Genomic DNA, 17,059 nt, shown 5'->3' on the forward strand with positions numbered 1-17,059 from the left:
GCTCACTGCGTGTCCCTCCAGTGCGTCCGCAAGGCCTCGACCGCGGCCATGATCGACGGCCGCCGCGCGGCCCCCTTCCGCCACAGCGCGTACAACCGCCGTACCGGTGCGGGCTCCAACCGCACCACCCGCACCCCCGCGGGCAGCGGACCCCGGCCCAGCCGCGGCACCAGCGCGATACCCAACCCCGCCGCCACCAGGGCGACCTGCGTCCCGTACTCACCGACCTGGTACGCCATGTCCGGCTCGGTGCCCGCCTCCCGCAACGTCCGCACCAGCCAGTCATGGCACACCGAACCCGGCGGCTGGCAGATCCACCGCTCCCGCGCGATGTCCGTGCGCAGCACCGACTCCCGCGCGGCCAGCGGATGCCCGGCGGGCACCAGCACATCGCACCGGTCGTCACCGATGACCGCCCGCCCCAACCCCTCCGGCACGGGCAGCGGCGCGATGTCCCAGTCGTGCGCCACCGCCAGGTCCACCCCGCCCCGCACCACCAGGTCGACCGACAGGTGCGCGTCGACCTCGACCAGCCGGAGGTCCAGTGCCGGGTACGCGTCCGCCAACCCGGCCAGCACCGGCGGCAGCAACCCGCAGGCCGCAGTGGGGAACGCCGCAACCGTCAACCGCCCGCCCGGACGGCCGCGCTGCTCCTCCAGCGCCACCTCGGCCGACTCCACCACCCGCATCAGCTCCTGCGCCGCGGTCACCAGGAGCTGCGCGGCATCCGTCAGCACCACGCCGCGGCCCTGCCGCTCCAGCAGCACCGAGCCGGCTTCCCGCTCCAGCTTGGCGATCTGCTGGGACACCGCGGACGACGTGTATCCCAGCGCCGCGGCCGCCGCACCGATCGACCCATGCGTGTGCACCGCGTGCAGCGCCCTCAACCGGCCCAGATCGAGCACACCCGCACGCTCCCTTCCCATCCCCACGGGCCGGAGCCCAGTCGACTTCCCAGGGCTCGGCCCCCGGCCCCGCTGCCTCGCCCGATCAGGCAGGTCAGGCCGATTCGGACAGCAGCCGGACCAAGTGCTCCCGCCCGGCGCCCAACATGCCCGGCAGATCCTCCGCCTGCGGATTCCACCGCTTCTCGTACTCCCAGCACAGCCAGCCGTCCCACTGGGCCCTGCTGAGCACCTCGATGGTCTCCGCCAGGGGCAGCACGCCCTTACCGAGCGCAAGCGGCGTCCGATCCTCCGCCGAAGCGATGTCCTTCACCTGCACATAGCCCAGGTACGGGGCCAGCACGGGATACGTCGAGGACGGCTGCTCCCCGGCCAGCCAGGTGTGCATCACGTCCCAGATCGTGCCCACCGAGTGGTGTCCCACAGCGCCCAACACCCGAGCCACATCGGCGCCGGCCCGGTGCGAGTCGTGCGTCTCCAGCAGCACCCGGACCCCGCGGTCGGCCGCATACGGTGCCACCGCGGCCAGCCGCCGTTCGGCCAGCGCGTCCGCCTCGGCGGCCGGAAGGTCCCCGCCGCCCGGGAACACCCGCACGTAGGACGCGCCCAGGTCAGCGGCCAGGTCGACCGCGGCCTCGGTCTCGGCCAGCACGGGGCCGTCCTCGCCACGCGCGGCCACCCGCGCATAGGCGGCCACGGTGAGGATGTCGATCCCGGCTGCCGCGAACTGCTCGACCACCCGGGCCCGTTCATCCGCGGCGAGCCCAGGGTGCACAGGTTCCTCGTCGCTCGCGCGCAGCTCGACGCCGTGGTAGCCGTTTTCTGCCGCGAGGCGCACCACCTGGTCGATGGGCAACGTGGGAAGTCCGAGGGTGGAGAAGGCGAGTCTCATTTGCCGGACACTAGGCACGGCTCCCGCACGGGGTCAACCGGTGCCACGCGTCCCCGCTCCGGCGTGTCGCCCCCGCATCCCTGCAACCCAGCCTCCTTTCGATGACGGGAACTTCACCCTCGGACCCCACTGGAGCGCCACGGGTACGGGCGCATCAGCGGTCCCACCTTCACATCCAGCTCCGGGCTCCGGCTCCGGGTCTGGCGTCGGCGTCGGCTCCGGGTCCGGGTCCGGGTCCGCTCGCAGGCCAGCCCGTCAAAGGACCAGTCGCCAGTCCTGGCCCACCAGGTCCTGGCCGAAGCTGTGATGGGGTTTCTGCGCCACCAGTTCGAACCCGGCCCGCTGGTAGATCCTGCGGGCACCCGCCAGTACGTCATTGGTCCACAGGACCATGTCGCGGTAACCGGCCTGGCGGGCGAAGGATATGCACGCGTCCACCAACCGCCCCCCTATCCCGTGCCCGCGGGCAGCCGGGTCGACCAGCAGCAGGCGCAACCGCGCCGTGTCGGGCGCGTCGTCCCGCACGCAGAAGACGCACCCCGCCCGTTCCCCGTCCAGCTCGGCCACCCACATCCCCTCGCGCTCCGGGTCATGGTCGGCCGCGTAGTCCGCAACGATGCGCGCGACCAGCGCTTCGTACCCCTCGTCCCAGCCGTACTCCGCCGCGTACACCGAGGCGTTGCGCTCGATCGCCCATCCCAGGTCGCCGGGGCGCGGAACGCGCAGTATCACGCGCGGACCGGTGGTGACGCGGTGGTCGTCGTGCAGGATCTCGCGGACCGTGCGCATCGCGGCGGTGAGCCGTGGCCGGTCTTCCGGCGATATCCGGCCGACCAGTGAACCCACGGCCTCCTGGGCGCGCTCCTCCAGCAGTGACGCGGCTTCCTTCCCCTGTTTGGTCAGTTCGATCCGCTGTCTTCGCGCGTCCTCCTCGGAAGGCCTGCGCGTGACGAGTTGCCGCTCCTCGAACTTCGACAGCATCCGGCTGAGATGGCCGGCGTCCAGCGACAACTCCACGCGCAGGTCGGCCGCGTCCGTGCGTCGCGCGTGCGCGAGTTCGTACAGCACACGCGCCTCCGTGAGCGTGAACGGCGTGTGGAGGTGGCGGCTGTAGTCGAGCGCGCCGATGAGGTTGGTGTAGAAGCGGTTGAACTCGCGGATCTCCTGGACTGCCATGACGACTCCGGCCTTTCCGTTTTTCTTTGCCTGAGTCAAAGGTATGCCCGTGGCGGAGCCGAGCGAAAGCCCCGATTTCCGGTCTGTGGATAAACCCCGGCGGGCTCAGCGGGCGGCGTGCGCCGGTGGCGCCGTGGAGTCCCGGACCATCAGTTCCGTGGTCACCGTGGCGACCGAACCCGGCGGTGGAGTCGACCGGCCCAGTACCAGTCGGCCCGCGCGTGCGCCGGCCTCCTGGAGTGGGATGCGGACCGTGGTCAGCGCCGGTGAGGCGTCCACACTGAAGGGAAGGTCGTCGAACCCGGCCACGGAGATGTCCCCGGGGACGCTGAGCCCGCGGTCGCGGAGGGCGGCGCACACGCCGAGCGCGGCCGCGTCGTTGGCCGCGACGATCGCGGTCACGGAGGGGTCCTTGCGGAGCAGTTCCAGCGCGCCGTCGTAGCCGGACGCGCGGTCGTACCCCCCGTGCACGACGGGCTGGCCCGGCAGATCGGCGAGGTCCGCGCCGTCGTCGGGCCGCGGGGCGAGCCCGCGTGCGGCGAGCGCCGCGAAGTGGCCTTCGAGGCGGTGCCGCGTCGTGCTGCGTTCGATCGGGCCGGCCACGCAGCCGATCCGCCGGTGGCCGAGCGAGAGCAGGTGCTCGGTCAGTCGCCGGGCCCCGCCGTGGTTGTCGAAGGTGAGGGTGGTGATGCCCGGCGCCGGGCCGGGCAGCGGTGGCCGCCCGCACAGCACGATCCGTGTGCCGGACGACGCCAGCCGGGTCAGCCGGGCGGACACGGTGGCCGTGTGCGGGCCGTCCTCGACCGCTCCTCCGGTCAGCACCACGCCGGCCGCGCGCTGGCGTTCGAGCAGGGTCAGATAGGTGAGTTCGGACTCGGGGGAGCCGCCGGTGTTGCAGACCACCGCGAGTTTCCCGCCGCCGTTCGCGTTGCCGGACCCGCCGGCGATCTCGCGTTGGAGCGCACTGGCGATCAGGCCGAAGAAGGGGTCGGCCACGTCGTTGACCAGCACGCCGACGAGATCTGAGCTCGCCGCGGCGAGTGCTCGCGCCTGCCCGTTGACGACGTAGTCCAGCTCCGCCACGGCCCGCTGCACCCGCTCTCGGGTGCTGCCGGCCACGGGGTAGTTGCCGTTGAGCACGCGGGAGACCGTTGCCGACGACACTCCCGCGCGCGCCGCGACGTCGGCCAGTGTCACTGCCATGTCGCTCCTGACCTCCTCGTGCGGCGACCGGACGTTCGACCGCCCTGACCGGCGCCCTACCGGCGCTCGGCCGTCGCGGCACATGCTCTCACTTCGCCGCCGTGCGCGGCAGCGGCAGTGCCGTTCCGCAGGCCACCCTCTCAGCAAGCGCTTACTTTCGCATCCTGGAGAGTCTTGTCGACCGCCACTCATGCAAGCTAGCGTGATGCGGAAGAAAGCGCTTGCTATGGTGCGAGCGCATCGTAGTCGGCCTTCGTGCCCACCCCCGACCGCTCAGGAGAGGCCCATGACACGCAAGACCGTGAGGATCGCCATGAACGGCGTCACCGGACGAATGGGCTATCGACAGCACCTGGTGCGGTCGATCCTCAGCCTGCGCGAACAGGGCGGCCTCGACCTAGGCGACGGCACCGTGCTGTGGCCGGAGCCCGTCCTGGTCGGCCGCCGCGAGCACGCGCTGCGCGCGATCGCCGAGCAGCACGGCCTGGAGCACTGGAGCACGGACCTGGACGCGGTCCTGGCCGACCCGTCGATCGAGATCTACTTCGACTCCCAGGTGACCTCCGCCCGTGAGGAAGCCGTCAAGCAGGCCATCGCGGCAGGCAAGCACATCTACTGCGAGAAGCCCACCAGCACCTCGGTGGCCGGCGCGGTGGAGCTGGCGCGGCTGGCCACCGAGGCCGGCGTCAAGCACGGCGTGGTGCAGGACAAGCTGTTCCTGCCCGGTCTGCAGAAGCTCCGACGCCTGGTCGAGGGCGGCTTCTTCGGTCAGATCCTCTCCGTGCGCGGCGAGTTCGGCTACTGGGTCTTCGAGGGCGACTGGCAGAGCGCGCAGCGCCCGTCCTGGAACTACCGTGCTGAGGACGGCGGCGGCATCGTGGCGGACATGTTCCCGCACTGGGACTACGTGCTGCATGAGCTGTTCGGCCGGGTGCGCAGCGTGCAGGCGCTCACCGCGACCCACATCCCGCAGCGCTGGGACGAGCAGGGCAAGCCGTACGACGCCACGGCGGACGACGCGGCCTACGGCATCTTCGAACTGGAGGGCGGCGCGGTCGCGCAGATCAACTCCTCCTGGGCCGTGCGCGTCAACCGCGACGAACTCGTCGAGTTCCAGGTGGACGGCACTCACGGCTCCGCCGTCGCAGGGCTGCGCAAGTGCCGTGTCCAGCACCGCTCGGCGACTCTCAAGCCGGTCTGGAACCCTGACCTGCCGGCCACCGAGACCTTCCGCGACCAGTGGCAGGAAGTCCCGGACAACGCCGATTTCGACAACGGCTTCAAGGCGCAGTGGGAGCTCTTCCTGCGGCACGTGGTGCTCGACGAGCCCTGGCAGTGGGACCTGCTGGCCGGGGCCCGGGGCGTCCAGCTCGCCGAACTGGGCCTGAAGTCCTCCGCGGAGGGCCGCCGCTTCGACGTCCCGGAGCTTTCGCTGTGACCATCCTGCTGCCGGACGCGTCCGGCACGACCCGTGCCTACGAACCCCGGTCGGAGCCGATGCACCACAAGGCGGGCCTGCCCCTGCGCAGCAGGGTGGTGTATTCGGCCGCTCATGTCGTCGCCGACCCCTTCCACACCGCCGCCGACGCCCCCGCGGCCGTCGACTGGGACGCGACCCTCGCCTTCCGCCGCCACCTGTGGAGCCAGGGTCTCGGAGTGGCCGAGGCCATGGATACCGCGCAGCGCGGCATGGGCCTGGACTGGCCGGTCGCGGCCGAGCTGATCCGCAGGTCCTCCGCCGAGGCACGGACGACGGGCGGCCGCATCGCGTGCGGTGTCGGCACGGACCAACTCGTCGGCCCCGCCGCCGCACAGGCCACCCTCGCCGAGGTCGTCGCCGCCTACGAGGAGCAGTTGGCCGTGGTGGAAGGGGCCGGCTCGCAGGCCATCATCATGGCCTCGCGCGCCCTGGCCGCGGTCGCCAAGGGGCCGGACGACTACCTGGAGGTGTACGGGCACCTGCTGCGGCAGTCCGCGGACCCGGTGATCCTGCACTGGCTCGGCCCGATGTTCGATCCCGCACTCGCCGGCTACTGGGGCAGCGGCGATCTCGACATCGCGACCGAGACGTTCCTCGAGGTGATCGCCGCCCACCCGGACAAGGTCGACGGCATCAAGATCTCGCTGCTCGACGCGGGCCGCGAGGTCGCGCTGCGCCGCCGCCTGCCCGAAGGGGTGCGCTGCTACACCGGCGACGACTTCAACTACCCGGAGCTGATCGAGGGCGACGACGAAGGCTTCAGCCACGCCCTGCTCGGCATCTTCGACCCGCTGGCTCCGCTGGCCTCTGCCGCGGTCAGCGCCCTGGACACCGGGGACGCCGCGGGCTTCCGGGCACTGCTGGACCCCACGGTCGGCCTGTCGAGGCACCTCTTCGAGGCGCCGACCCGCTTCTACAAGACCGGTGTGGTCCTGCTCGCCTGGCTGGCCGGATACCAGGACCACTTCACGATGGTCGGCGGACTCCAGTCGGCCCGCTCGCTGCCGCATCTCGCGCGGGCCTACGAACTCGCCGACCAGGTGGGGATCTTCGCCGACCCCGCACTCGCCGAGGCCCGGATGCGCGGGCTGCTGGCCGTATACGGAGTGGACGCATGACCGGAGATCTGGGCGCCGTGACGGACCTCGCGCGCCTGAGCATCAACCAGGAGACCATCAAGCAGTGGTCGCTGCCCGAACTGGCCGCGGGCTGCACGGAGGTCGGCATCACGTCGGTCGCCCTGTGGCGCGCACCGGTCCAGGAGTACGGAGTCTCGGAGGCGGCCGCGCTGATGCGCGACCACGGGATCACTGTCACCTCCTTGTGCCGCGGCGGCTTCTTCACCGCCTCCGACCCGGCGCAGCGGGCGGAGGCACTGGCCGACAACCGTGCGGCGATCGACGAGGCCGCGACCCTGGGCACCGGCACCCTGGTGCTGGTCTCCGGCGGCCTGCCCGAGGGCGATCTCGACATCGCGGCCGCCCGGGAACGGGTCGCGGAAGCGATCGGCTCGCTCGTGCCGTACGCCGCGGAGCACGGCGTGCGGCTGGCGATCGAGCCACTGCACCCGATGTACGCCTCGGACCGCTGTGTGATCTCGACGTTGGGACAGGCCCTGGACATCGCGGAGCGCTTCGTGCCCGAACACGTCGGCGTCGTGGTGGACACCTACCACCTGTGGTGGGATGACCGTGCGCCGGCCGGGATCGCGCGTGCCGGCGAGGGCGGCCGGATCGCCTGCTTCCAGGTCGCCGACTGGGTGACGCCGCTGCCCGAGGGCGTACTGCTCGGGCGCGGTCAACTCGGTGACGGCTGCGTCGACCTCAGGGGATTCCGCGTCCTTGCCGACAAGGCCGGCTATCAGGGCCAGGTGGAGGTGGAGATCTTCAACCCCGGCCTGTGGGCGAGGGACGGTGCCGAGGTGCTCGCCGAAGTCGCCGACAGGTACCGGAGGCACGTGCTCTGACGTGCCCTGACGGGGCCGGAAAAAAATCTTCGAATTTTGCCGTTCCGCGGTGCAACCCTTTCGGGCCGTGGTGTGTCGTACATGGCATCGGGGCTCCCGGAGGGGGTTCAGGGAGCCCGGCTGGTACGCCCGAGGGGGGTTTCGGGGGTACAGGGGGAGGGATGAAGAGGGGCCCGGCTTCGGCCGGGCCCCTCTCGCTTTCCGCCCGCCGGCTTCGGAGTTGTCCACAGCCGGGCGGGTGACCGCCGCCGCGCTGTCGGCCGCTGCCGGTACCTTCGGAGCAGATCACCGACCGGCCCGAAGGGAGCTCGCAGATGGGTGAGGCACCGCACCTTTCGGTCCTGGAGGGCGTCCTCGAACGGATCACGTACGCCAACGAGGACAACGGCTACACGGTCGCGCGGGTGGACACCGGACGCGGTTCCGGCGACCTGCTCACGGTGGTGGGCGCCTTGCTGGGCGCGCAGCCGGGCGAGTCCCTGCGGATGAACGGCCGCTGGGGCTCCCACCCGCAGTACGGCAAGCAGTTCACCGTCGAGAACTACACGACGGTCCTGCCGGCCACGGTCCAGGGCATCCGGCGCTACCTCGGCTCCGGGCTGATCAAGGGCATCGGGCCGCGCATCGCCGAGCGCATCGTGGACCACTTCGGCACCGACACGCTGGACGTCATCGAGACCGAGGCCACCCGTCTCGTCGAGGTGCCCGGCCTCGGGCCCAAGCGGACGAAGCTGATCGCGGCCGCCTGGGAGGAGCAGAAGGCGATCAAGGAGGTGATGGTCTTCCTCCAGGGCGTCGGGGTGTCCACCTCCATCGCCGTGCGCATCTACAAGACGTACGGCGACGCCTCGATCTCCGTGGTGAAGAACCAGCCGTACCGGCTCGCCGCCGAGGTGTGGGGCATCGGGTTCCTGACCGCCGACCGGCTCGCACAGGCGGTGGGGATTCCGCACGACAGCCCCGAGCGGGTCAAGGCCGGCCTGCAATACGCCCTTTCGCAGGCCACGGACAACGGCAACTGCTTCCTGCCGGAGGAGCGGCTGATAGCCGACGCGGTGAAGCTGCTGCAGGTGGACACCGGCCTGGTGATCGAGTGCCTGGGGGAGTTGGCCGATGAGGAGGGCGTGGTGCGTGAGAGCGTCCCTTCGCCCGACGGGGACGGCGAACCGATCAAGGCGGTGTACCTCGTGCCATTCCACCGGGCGGAGATCGCGCTCGCCGCCCAGGTTCTGCGGCTGCTGCGCGGACCTGAGGACCGTATGCCCGCCTTCCAGGACGTCGACTGGGACAAGGCGCTGGCCTGGCTCGCCGAGCAGACCGGCGCGGACCTCGCCCCCGAGCAGCAGGACGCCGTGCGCTTGGCGCTCACACAGAAGGTCGCTGTACTCACCGGCGGCCCGGGCTGCGGCAAGTCGTTCACGGTGCGCTCGGTGGTCGCCCTGGCGGTTGCCAAGAAGGCCAAGGTGGTGCTGGCCGCGCCGACCGGTCGGGCTGCCAAGCGGCTCGCCGAGCTGACCGGGGCCGCCGCCTCGACGGTACACCGCCTGCTGGAGCTCAAGCCGGGCGGCGACGCGGCCTACGACCGGGACCGGCCGCTCGACGCGGACCTGGTGGTCGTCGACGAGGCGTCCATGCTGGACCTGCTGCTCGCGAACAAACTGGTGAAGGCGGTGCCACCCGGAGCGCACCTGCTGTTCGTCGGCGATGTCGACCAGCTGCCGAGCGTGGGAGCGGGCGAGGTGCTGCGGGATCTGCTCACCCCGAGCGGCCCGGTGCCGGCGGTGCGGCTGACCCGCATCTTCCGCCAGGCCCAGCAGTCCGGTGTGGTGACGAACGCGCACCGGATCAACTCGGGCACCCCGCCGGTCACTCAGGGACTGGCCGATTTCTTCCTCTTCGCCGAGGAGGACTCGGAGGCGGCGGCCCGGCTGACAGTCGACGTCGTGGCCCGTCGAATTCCGGCCAGGTTCGGTCTCGACCCGCGCCGCGACGTCCAGGTGCTCACCCCGATGCACCGCGGGCCGGCTGGCGCGGGCGTGCTCAACGGGCTGCTCCAGCAGGCTGTCACCCCGGCCCGCCCGGACGTCGCCGAGCGCCGCTTCGGCGGGCGCACCTTCCGGGTCGGCGACAAGGTCACGCAGGTCAGGAACAACTACGAGAAGGGTGCCAACGGCGTCTTCAACGGCACTGTGGGCGTGGTCACCGCCCTCGACACGGTGGAGCAGAAGCTGACGGTGCGGACCGACGAGGACGAAGAGGTCGGATATGACTTCGACGAACTGGACGAGTTGACCCACGCCTATGCCGTCACGATTCACAGGTCGCAGGGCAGCGAGTACCCCGCGGTGGTGATCCCCGTCACTACCGGCGCTTGGATGATGCTCCAACGGAACCTGCTTTACACCGCGGTCACACGGGCGAAACGCCTGGTCGTGCTGGTGGGGTCCCGCCGGGCGATCGGCCAGGCGGTGCGCACGGTCTCGGCGGGTCGGCGCTTCACCGCTCTCGACCATCGGCTTGATCTGGGCGCAAAATAGGCACTCCGTGCCACTTTTCGGCCCGATGGCCGACCCCGAGTGCACACCCCAGTGCCAAATGGGGGACAGTGGACGTAGTCAGGGCACCTCGAAGAAGAGGCAAAACCGTCGGTGAGGGAATGACGTGAGCGACAACTCTGTAGTACTGCGGTACGGGGACGGCGAGTACAGCTACCCCGTTGTGGACAGCACCGTCGGTGACAACGGCTTCGACATCGGCAAGCTGCGTGCCGATACCGGGCTGGTCACCCTGGACAGCGGCTACGGCAACACCGCGGCGTACAAGTCCGCGATCACCTTCCTCGACGGTGAGCAGGGCATCCTGCGCTACCGCGGGTACCCGATCGAGCAGATCGCCGAGCGCGGCTCCTTCCTGGAGACCGCGTACCTGCTGATCAACGGCGAGCTGCCGACCGTCGACCAGCTCTCCTCGTTCCAGGGGCAGATCACGCAGCACACGCTGCTGCACGAGGACGTCAAACGGTTCTACGACGGCTTCCCGAAGGACGCCCACCCGATGGCGATGCTGTCCTCCGTGGTCAGCGCGCTGTCGACGTTCTACCAGGACAGCCACAACCCGTTCGACCCCGAGCAGCGCGACCTGTCCACGATCCGGCTGCTCGCCAAGCTGCCGACGATCGCGGCGTACGCGTACAAGAAGTCCGTCGGCCAGCCGGTGGTCTACCCGCGCAACGACCTCGGCTACGTCGAGAACTTCCTGCGGATGACCTTCTCGGTCCCGGCCGAGGAGTACGAGCTCGACCCGGTCGTGGTCAACGCGCTGGACAAGCTGCTGATCCTGCACGCCGACCACGAGCAGAACTGCTCGACGTCCACGGTCCGGCTGGTCGGCTCCTCGCAGGCCAACCTGTTCGCGTCGATCTCCGCCGGCATCAGCGCGCTGTGGGGGCCGCTGCACGGCGGTGCCAACCAGTCCGTGCTGGAGATGCTGGAGCGCATCAAGGCCGAGGGCGGCGACGTCGACTCCTTCATCCGCCGGGTGAAGAACAAGGAAGACGGCGTGAAGCTCATGGGCTTCGGGCACCGCGTCTACAAGAACTTCGACCCGCGGGCGAAGATCATCAAGGCGGCGGCGCACGATGTCCTCTCGGCGCTCGGCAAGTCCGACGAGCTGCTCGACATCGCGCTCAAGCTGGAGGAGCACGCGCTCAGCGACGACTACTTCGTCTCGCGCAAGCTCTACCCCAACGTGGACTTCTACACCGGCCTGATCTACCGCGCGATGGGCTTCCCGACCAGCATGTTCACCGTGCTGTTCGCGCTGGGCCGGCTGCCCGGCTGGATCGCCCAGTGGCACGAGATGATCAAGGAGCCCGGCTCCCGCATCGGTCGGCCGCGGCAGATCTACACCGGCGTCGTCACCCGCGACTACGTCCCGGTCGAGGCCCGCTGACCTGGGCCCACGCGTAAAGAGAGCGCCCCGCGACGGATCCCCCCACGGGTCCGGCACGGGGCGCTCCCGTTTCCCGGAGCGGATCCCCCCACGGGTCCGTACCGGGCGTTTTTCGGCGGCCGCGCCAAGCCGGGACGAAGCGGCCGGGAGGGCCGCTCAAGCTCCCCGGAGATCGCCCCGGCGACGCAACTCGATCCATCCCCCAAGATGGACCGTACCTCAACTCTCTACACCGGCTCCGCCGGGGGCCGGTGTTCAAGACATAAGACCCACGAGACGCCGTATTGGTTACGCTCTCGGCGATGTGATCTACGTCTCTTCGCTGTGGGTGTTTGTGCTGGCTACCCCGCTCGCGGCCGGTCCGGCGTGATCCCGTAGCGTGCTGTTTCTCCTCGAGGGGCGGAGCACATGGCAGAGAACGCGACAACGGTCCGGAACATCGTCGTGACCGGCGGAGGCACAGGGATCGGCCTGGCCATCGCGATCCGGTTCGCGGAGGACGGCCACCGCGTCACGATCGTCGGCCGCCGCCGCGAGGTCCTGCACGCCGCCGCGGACGAGCTGCACACCGAGCGCGGGCTGGACGTCACTCCGGCCGTCTGCGATCTGGCCGATCCCGACGACGTCGAGAGGGTCCTGGCACAACTGCCCGAGCGGGTCGACGTTCTGGTCAACAGCGCGGGCAGTCGCGAGCTGGCCGTGGGAGCCGGGCCGCACGGTCTGCTGGCGCGCTGGCGCGGTGACTTCGAACGGAACGTCCTGACGGCGGTGCTGCTCACCGAGTCGCTGCGGGACCGCTTCTCCGACGCCGGCCGGGTGGTCACCGTCACCTCGGTCGCGGCGCTGCGCGGCGGTGGCTCCTACGGGGCCTCCAAGGCCGCCCTGCACGCCTGGAACCACTCCCTGGCCGCCCAGCTGGGCCCGCAGGGCGTCACGTGCAACATCGTGGCTCCCGGGACCGTGGCGGGCACCGAGTTCTTCGGGTCGCGGCTCAATGATGCGGAGCTGACCCGGCGCGCGGGACGCACGCTGGTGGGCCGGGTCGGCAGGCCGGCGGACGTGGCGGCGGCCGTGCTCTTCCTGGCCTCCCCGGAGGCCGGCTTCATCACCGGCGAGATCCTGCAGTGCAACGGCGGCGAGTTGCTCGGCCGTTGACGGCGACCAGTGGTTTCCGGGCCTCCACCCACGGGAGTAGGCCCGCTGCATCCCGAGGATGAGATTTCCGGGGAATCGGCGGAGAAGTACCCCTACACCGCCAAACCCGCTTGCCGAGCCGAGGGAACCGCTGGGAGCGTTGATCCCAGGGGGTGGGAAGAGGGGCGGTGGTATGGACGTTGCACTGAGCGTGTCGTCGATCGACTTCACCTCCGGTCTCGCCGAGCACCTGCGGGGTGGCAACGTCTTCTGGGCGTACGCGCTGCTGGCCGCGACGACGGCCCCGCCGCTCGTACCCAACGCCGTCCTGCTCGTCACGGGCGGTGTGATGGCCGCTGAGGGCCGTCTCAGCATCGCCCTCGTGCTGCTGGTGGTGGCGGGCAGCGCCGTTGTCGGTGACATGCTGCTGCACCGCGCCGGGCGGGCACTGAGCGGCCGGGTGCTGCACCGCATGCGCCGCCGGCCCCGCCAGGCGGCACTGCTCAAATGGGCCGCCCTGCGCATCCAGCGGCATGGTGTGCCCTTCGTCATAGGCGTCCGCTTCCTGCCCAGCGGCCGGGTGATCGGCGGGCTGGCCGCGGGCGTCGTGCGGTACCCGGCACGGCGGTATGCCGTCGGCGCGGGTGTCGCGGAGGCGGTGTGGGCGTCGTATTCGGTCGGTGCCGGATACATCAGCGGCCGGGCAGCATCGAACTCCTTCTACGCACTGTCCCTCGGGCTCGGCATATCCCTGCTGGTCGCCGGGGTCGGCACGGTGGCGCAGTGGGTTTCACGCGGGCGGGACCGACGGCATGGCGACGGGGGCAGCCCCCCGTCCGTCGTGGTCGCGTCCGCCGCCGGGGGGTGTGAAGGGCCGGCCGGACCGACTGCGGCGGGTGTCGAGGGCGGCACCTCGGCGGCGTCCGCTCCGCAGCCGTCCGCAGCCACGGGTGCCGTGATCGTCCCGCCGCCTGCCGCGTCCGAGCGTCCTCCGCCGGTCTCGGTGCCCGAGGACGGCCGGGAGATCCTGCCGTCTCCCGTGCCGCCGCCGGACAACGATGCGGGCGACAGTTCGCGTCCGCTGACCGGGCGCGGCACTTAGCGGTGAGCTGCGCCGCGGCGCCGGGTCAGCCGGGGTCCCGGCGCCCCCTGTTGCCCGGGCGGCGGGCGCTCCACGCCCGGATCGTGTCCGCGTACCAGAACGGTTTCCCGCGTTCGACGACGTCGGGGTCCGGCAGGTGGCCGTGCTTCCGGTAGGAACGCACGGTGTCCACCTGGACGCGGATGTGGGCTGCGATGTCCGCGTACGACCACAGGGTCCGATCGGTCATGAAGCACCTCCATGCGACGGCGATATCGATCAGCACCTTCGTCCGGACAACGACGGGGCGCGACGCGCGCATGCGGTTGTTGATCTTCTGTGACACGGAACCCGCGTAACGGTGACAAACCGCAGGTCACGGCCAGTATTACCGAAGTATTGATCACATCGAAGCACACTCGATCACTCGTTCGAGTTGCTTGTCGGTGGAGATCGTTTCGGACCGGCCGGACTGCGGCAGAATTACCGTGCGTGACAATCCCGCTTCGGGCCTCAGCCTTCTTGCTCGGGCGCGCCGGCCACCACTCGCAGCAGGTGGGCGGCGGTAGCGGTCATCGCGTCGCGACCAGGGCGGAGGTAGCGGCGCGGGTCGACGGCTGTGGGGTCCGAGGCGAGGTAGTCGCGTACGGCGGTGGTGAAGGCGATGTTGAGCGCCGTCCCGATGTTGATCTTCGCCATGCCTGCGGTGACCGCCTGCCGCAGTTCGCCGTCGGACACGCCGGACGAGCCGTGCAGGACCAGCGGCACGCCCACGGACTCGCGCAGCCGGCCGATGAGTTCGTGGTCGAGCCGGGCGGTGCGCTCGGTCATCGCGTGCGAACTGCCGACCGCGACGGCCAGCGAGTCCACACCGGTGGCAGCGGTGAAAGCCGCGGCCTCCGCCGGGTCGGTGCGCACACCCGGGGCGTGCGCACCGTCCTTGCCGCCGACCTCGCCGAGTTCGGCCTCCACCCACACCCCGTGGGTGTGGGCCCACTCGGTGATCCGGGCGGTGGCGCTGACGTTCTCCTCGTAGGGCAGGACCGATGCGTCGAACATCACCGAGGTCACGCCGGCGGCGACCCCGGCGCGAAGGAGTGCCTCGTCCTCCACGTGGTCCAGGTGGAGGGAGACGGGTACGGCGGCCGCTTCGGCGGCGGCCGCCGCGCCCGCGAGCACGCCATCGAGGCGGCCGCCGTGGAACTTCACGGCGTTCTCGCTGATCTGGAGGATGACGGGCAGACCGGTCTGCTCGGCGGCGGCGGTGATCGCTTCGGCGTGCTCCAGGGTGATCACGTTGAAGGCGGCCACGCCACCGCCGGACGCGTGTGCGGCGAGGACGAGTTCGGCGGTGGCGGCGGTCGGCATGCGGCTTCCTCGGGTCCGGGTCCCCGGGGTCGTTCGGGGACCGGTGGGCCGGCACGCGGCGTGCCGACGGTGCAGGTGGGTCGGTCCGCCGTGGCAGCGGCGGACGGAGGTGGAGCAGGTGCCGACGGATGCGGAAGCGCCGTCAGCGAGAGAAGCGGAGAAGGGAGGTGGATGGAGATGGGGTCAGCCGAGGATGACCGATCGGGTCAGGTTGCGCGGACGGTCCGGGTTGTAGCCCTTGGCCTCGGCGATCGCGACGGCGAGGCGCTGGGCGCGGACGAGGTCGGCGAGCGGGTCGACGGTGGGCCGGTGCTCCAGGTGCCCGCCGACGGCGGCGACATTGTCGGCCAGCCCCTCGGGCAGCGGGCCGAAGGACCAGGCGACGCGGCCGGGGCCCGTGATGCTGATCGGGCCGTGGCGGTACTCCATGGCCGGATATGCCTCGGTCCAGGCGCCGGCGGCCTCCCGCATCTTGAGCGCGGCCTCCTGCGCCAGCCCGTAGGTCCAGCCGGTGCCGAGGAAGGTGACCTGCTCGGCGGCCAGTGCCTCGGGTGACAGATCGTCGCTCACAGCGATGCGCGCGTCGGCGATCGCGGTGGTGAGGTCCTCGCCGAGGTGGGCACGGAGCAGCGCCAGCGCGGTGGTGGCGAAGCGGGTCTGCACCACGGACTGCTCGTCGGCGAAATCCAGGACGACGATCTCGTCCGCGGCCTGCATGACCGGGGTCTTCGGGTCGGCGGTGATGGCGGTGACCGGGGTGGAGCCGAGCAGTTGCTCGCAGGCCCTGAGCACCTCGGTGGTCGTGCCGGAGCGGGTGATCGCCAGCACACGGTCGTAGCTGCGGCCGAGCGGGAACTCGGAGGCGGCGAAGGCGTCCGTCTCACCCTGACCGGTGCTCTCGCGCAGGGTGGCGTAGGACTGCGCCATGAACCAGGAGGTGCCGCAGCCGATGACCGCGACCCGCTCACCACGGGCGGGCAGCTTCCCGGACTGTTCCGGAGCGAGCTCGACCGCGCGCTGCCAGCAGTCGGGCTGGGTGGTGATCTCGGTGGTGGTCAGTGACGGGGCGGCCATAAGGGCTCCTCGGGCAGGCGGCGCGCGGGGCTGCGCGGTCGGGTGTCGTGCGCGTACTTCGGTCAGTGTAGATGATTGATTCTGCTTGAAGTGAGGGTGTAATGAACAGGAGTGCGCAGTTCGGTTGCTCTATCGGGTGGGCGGGCGCCGCCGTGGGGGCGGGAAGCACAAAGCCCGGCCCCTGCGCCTGGGGTGGTGGAGTTGCTGGCGCAGGGGGCCGGGCCGGTGTGGAGGCGGGTGGATCAGCTCTTGGTGAGTTCGTCGGTGGCGGTCCGTCCCGCCTCGGTGCTGCGCTGCAGGAAGTCGGCGATGGTGGTCAGTGCGTCATCGTCGTAATCGGCGCACACGCCGTCCATGGCATGGCTGAGGCCGGAGAGGAGATAGCCGATCTCGGCTTCCTTCTCCTTGATCACCTGGACGAGGATCGCTCGACGGTCGCTGGGGTTGGGGGTGCGGACCACCCAGCCGCCTCGTTCCAGCCGGTCCAGCACGCCGGTGAGGGTGGCGGGGTGCAGGCCCGCGCGCCGCGCCAGTGCTGTCGGGCCCATCGGGCCGTGTCGGCTGATCAGGTCCAGGCACTCCAGATCGGCGTCCCGAAGGTCGAGGTGCGCACCTATCTGGTGGTTGAGAAGCGTGAGTTGGGCATGGAGGTCCCGCACATGCTCCTTGATGTGGTTCGTCAGCCGTCTGCGGCGTCGGGCTGTCGAAGCCGCCCCGGACAGGGTGGAGTCCATACGCAACGATCCCTCGCATCGTTTGCCTGATCGCCGGGGTGGCCCATAGCTGCCAGCGCGCTCGCCCCCGGCGGCGAGCGCGGTACCGGCAGGTG

15 protein-coding genes are annotated in these 17,059 nt (G+C 70.7%); 7 read left to right on the plus strand and 8 right to left on the minus strand.

Going from position 1 to position 17,059, the window contains the following annotated elements; genetic code table 11:
- Positions 1-2 precede the first annotated feature (2 nt).
- The 4 genes from AC3ERT_RS27105 to AC3ERT_RS27120 form a co-directional block, all read right to left on the minus strand.
- Positions 3-905, minus strand: coding sequence for a LysR family transcriptional regulator (locus tag AC3ERT_RS27105; RefSeq protein ID WP_435136429.1), 903 nt, complete (start codon positions 903-905; stop codon positions 3-5).
- Between the two features lie 94 nt (positions 906-999).
- The gene (locus AC3ERT_RS27110; RefSeq protein ID WP_435136426.1) at positions 1,000-1,797 is read right to left on the minus strand and encodes a sugar phosphate isomerase/epimerase family protein; all 798 of its coding nucleotides are present in this window, start codon (positions 1,795-1,797) and stop codon (positions 1,000-1,002) included.
- A 255-nt stretch (positions 1,798-2,052) separates the two neighbouring features.
- Positions 2,053-2,973, minus strand: a complete 921-nt coding sequence (locus tag AC3ERT_RS27115) for a bifunctional helix-turn-helix transcriptional regulator/GNAT family N-acetyltransferase (RefSeq protein WP_435177295.1) — start codon at positions 2,971-2,973, stop codon at positions 2,053-2,055.
- Between the two features lie 105 nt (positions 2,974-3,078).
- Positions 3,079-4,176 (minus strand): LacI family DNA-binding transcriptional regulator, encoded by a 1,098-nt coding sequence (locus AC3ERT_RS27120; protein WP_435177297.1) that lies wholly within the window; start codon positions 4,174-4,176, stop codon positions 3,079-3,081.
- A 286-nt stretch (positions 4,177-4,462) separates the two neighbouring features.
- Between AC3ERT_RS27120 and AC3ERT_RS27125 the strand changes: the two genes are divergently transcribed.
- The 7 genes from AC3ERT_RS27125 to AC3ERT_RS27155 all read left to right on the plus strand — a co-directional run bounded on the left by AC3ERT_RS27125 (position 4,463) and on the right by AC3ERT_RS27155 (position 13,809).
- Positions 4,463-5,614 (plus strand): Gfo/Idh/MocA family protein, encoded by a 1,152-nt coding sequence (locus AC3ERT_RS27125; protein ID WP_435177299.1) that lies wholly within the window; start codon positions 4,463-4,465, stop codon positions 5,612-5,614.
- A complete protein-coding gene (locus AC3ERT_RS27130) occupies positions 5,611-6,774 on the plus strand; it encodes a dihydrodipicolinate synthase family protein (protein WP_435136414.1) in 1,164 nt (387 codons plus the stop codon). Before AC3ERT_RS27125 ends, AC3ERT_RS27130 begins: the two co-directional genes overlap by 4 nt.
- Positions 6,771-7,622, plus strand: a complete 852-nt coding sequence (locus AC3ERT_RS27135; protein ID WP_435177301.1) for a sugar phosphate isomerase/epimerase family protein — start codon at positions 6,771-6,773, stop codon at positions 7,620-7,622. Before AC3ERT_RS27130 ends, AC3ERT_RS27135 begins: the two co-directional genes overlap by 4 nt.
- 314 nt (positions 7,623-7,936) lie before the next feature.
- Complete coding sequence (gene recD2, locus AC3ERT_RS27140; protein ID WP_435136408.1) at positions 7,937-10,159, plus strand: SF1B family DNA helicase RecD2; 2,223 nt, start codon at positions 7,937-7,939, stop codon at positions 10,157-10,159.
- A gap of 124 nt (positions 10,160-10,283) precedes the next feature.
- A complete protein-coding gene (locus tag AC3ERT_RS27145) occupies positions 10,284-11,573 on the plus strand; it encodes a citrate synthase (protein ID WP_335977950.1) in 1,290 nt (429 codons plus the stop codon).
- A gap of 408 nt (positions 11,574-11,981) precedes the next feature.
- Positions 11,982-12,728: an SDR family NAD(P)-dependent oxidoreductase gene (locus AC3ERT_RS27150; RefSeq protein ID WP_335977951.1), complete on the plus strand. Its 747-nt coding sequence runs from the start codon at positions 11,982-11,984 to the stop codon at positions 12,726-12,728.
- A 172-nt stretch (positions 12,729-12,900) separates the two neighbouring features.
- Positions 12,901-13,809, plus strand: a complete 909-nt coding sequence (locus tag AC3ERT_RS27155; RefSeq protein WP_435177303.1) for a DedA family protein — start codon at positions 12,901-12,903, stop codon at positions 13,807-13,809.
- Between the two features lie 25 nt (positions 13,810-13,834).
- Here the strand turns inward: AC3ERT_RS27155 and AC3ERT_RS27160 are convergent, their stop codons facing one another.
- The 4 genes from AC3ERT_RS27160 to AC3ERT_RS27175 form a co-directional block, all read right to left on the minus strand.
- The gene (locus AC3ERT_RS27160) at positions 13,835-14,038 is read right to left on the minus strand and encodes a MarR family transcriptional regulator (RefSeq protein WP_335977953.1); all 204 of its coding nucleotides are present in this window, start codon (positions 14,036-14,038) and stop codon (positions 13,835-13,837) included.
- A 263-nt stretch (positions 14,039-14,301) separates the two neighbouring features.
- Positions 14,302-15,156 (minus strand): class II fructose-bisphosphate aldolase, encoded by an 855-nt coding sequence (locus tag AC3ERT_RS27165; RefSeq protein ID WP_335977954.1) that lies wholly within the window; start codon positions 15,154-15,156, stop codon positions 14,302-14,304.
- A gap of 183 nt (positions 15,157-15,339) precedes the next feature.
- The gene (locus tag AC3ERT_RS27170) at positions 15,340-16,230 is read right to left on the minus strand and encodes an SIS domain-containing protein (protein WP_435177305.1); all 891 of its coding nucleotides are present in this window, start codon (positions 16,228-16,230) and stop codon (positions 15,340-15,342) included.
- 242 nt (positions 16,231-16,472) lie between these two features.
- Positions 16,473-16,964, minus strand: coding sequence for a MarR family transcriptional regulator (locus tag AC3ERT_RS27175; protein WP_435177307.1), 492 nt, complete (start codon positions 16,962-16,964; stop codon positions 16,473-16,475).
- Between the last annotated feature and the right edge of the window lie 95 nt (positions 16,965-17,059).

Source organism: Actinacidiphila sp. bgisy145 (assembly GCF_057708125.1).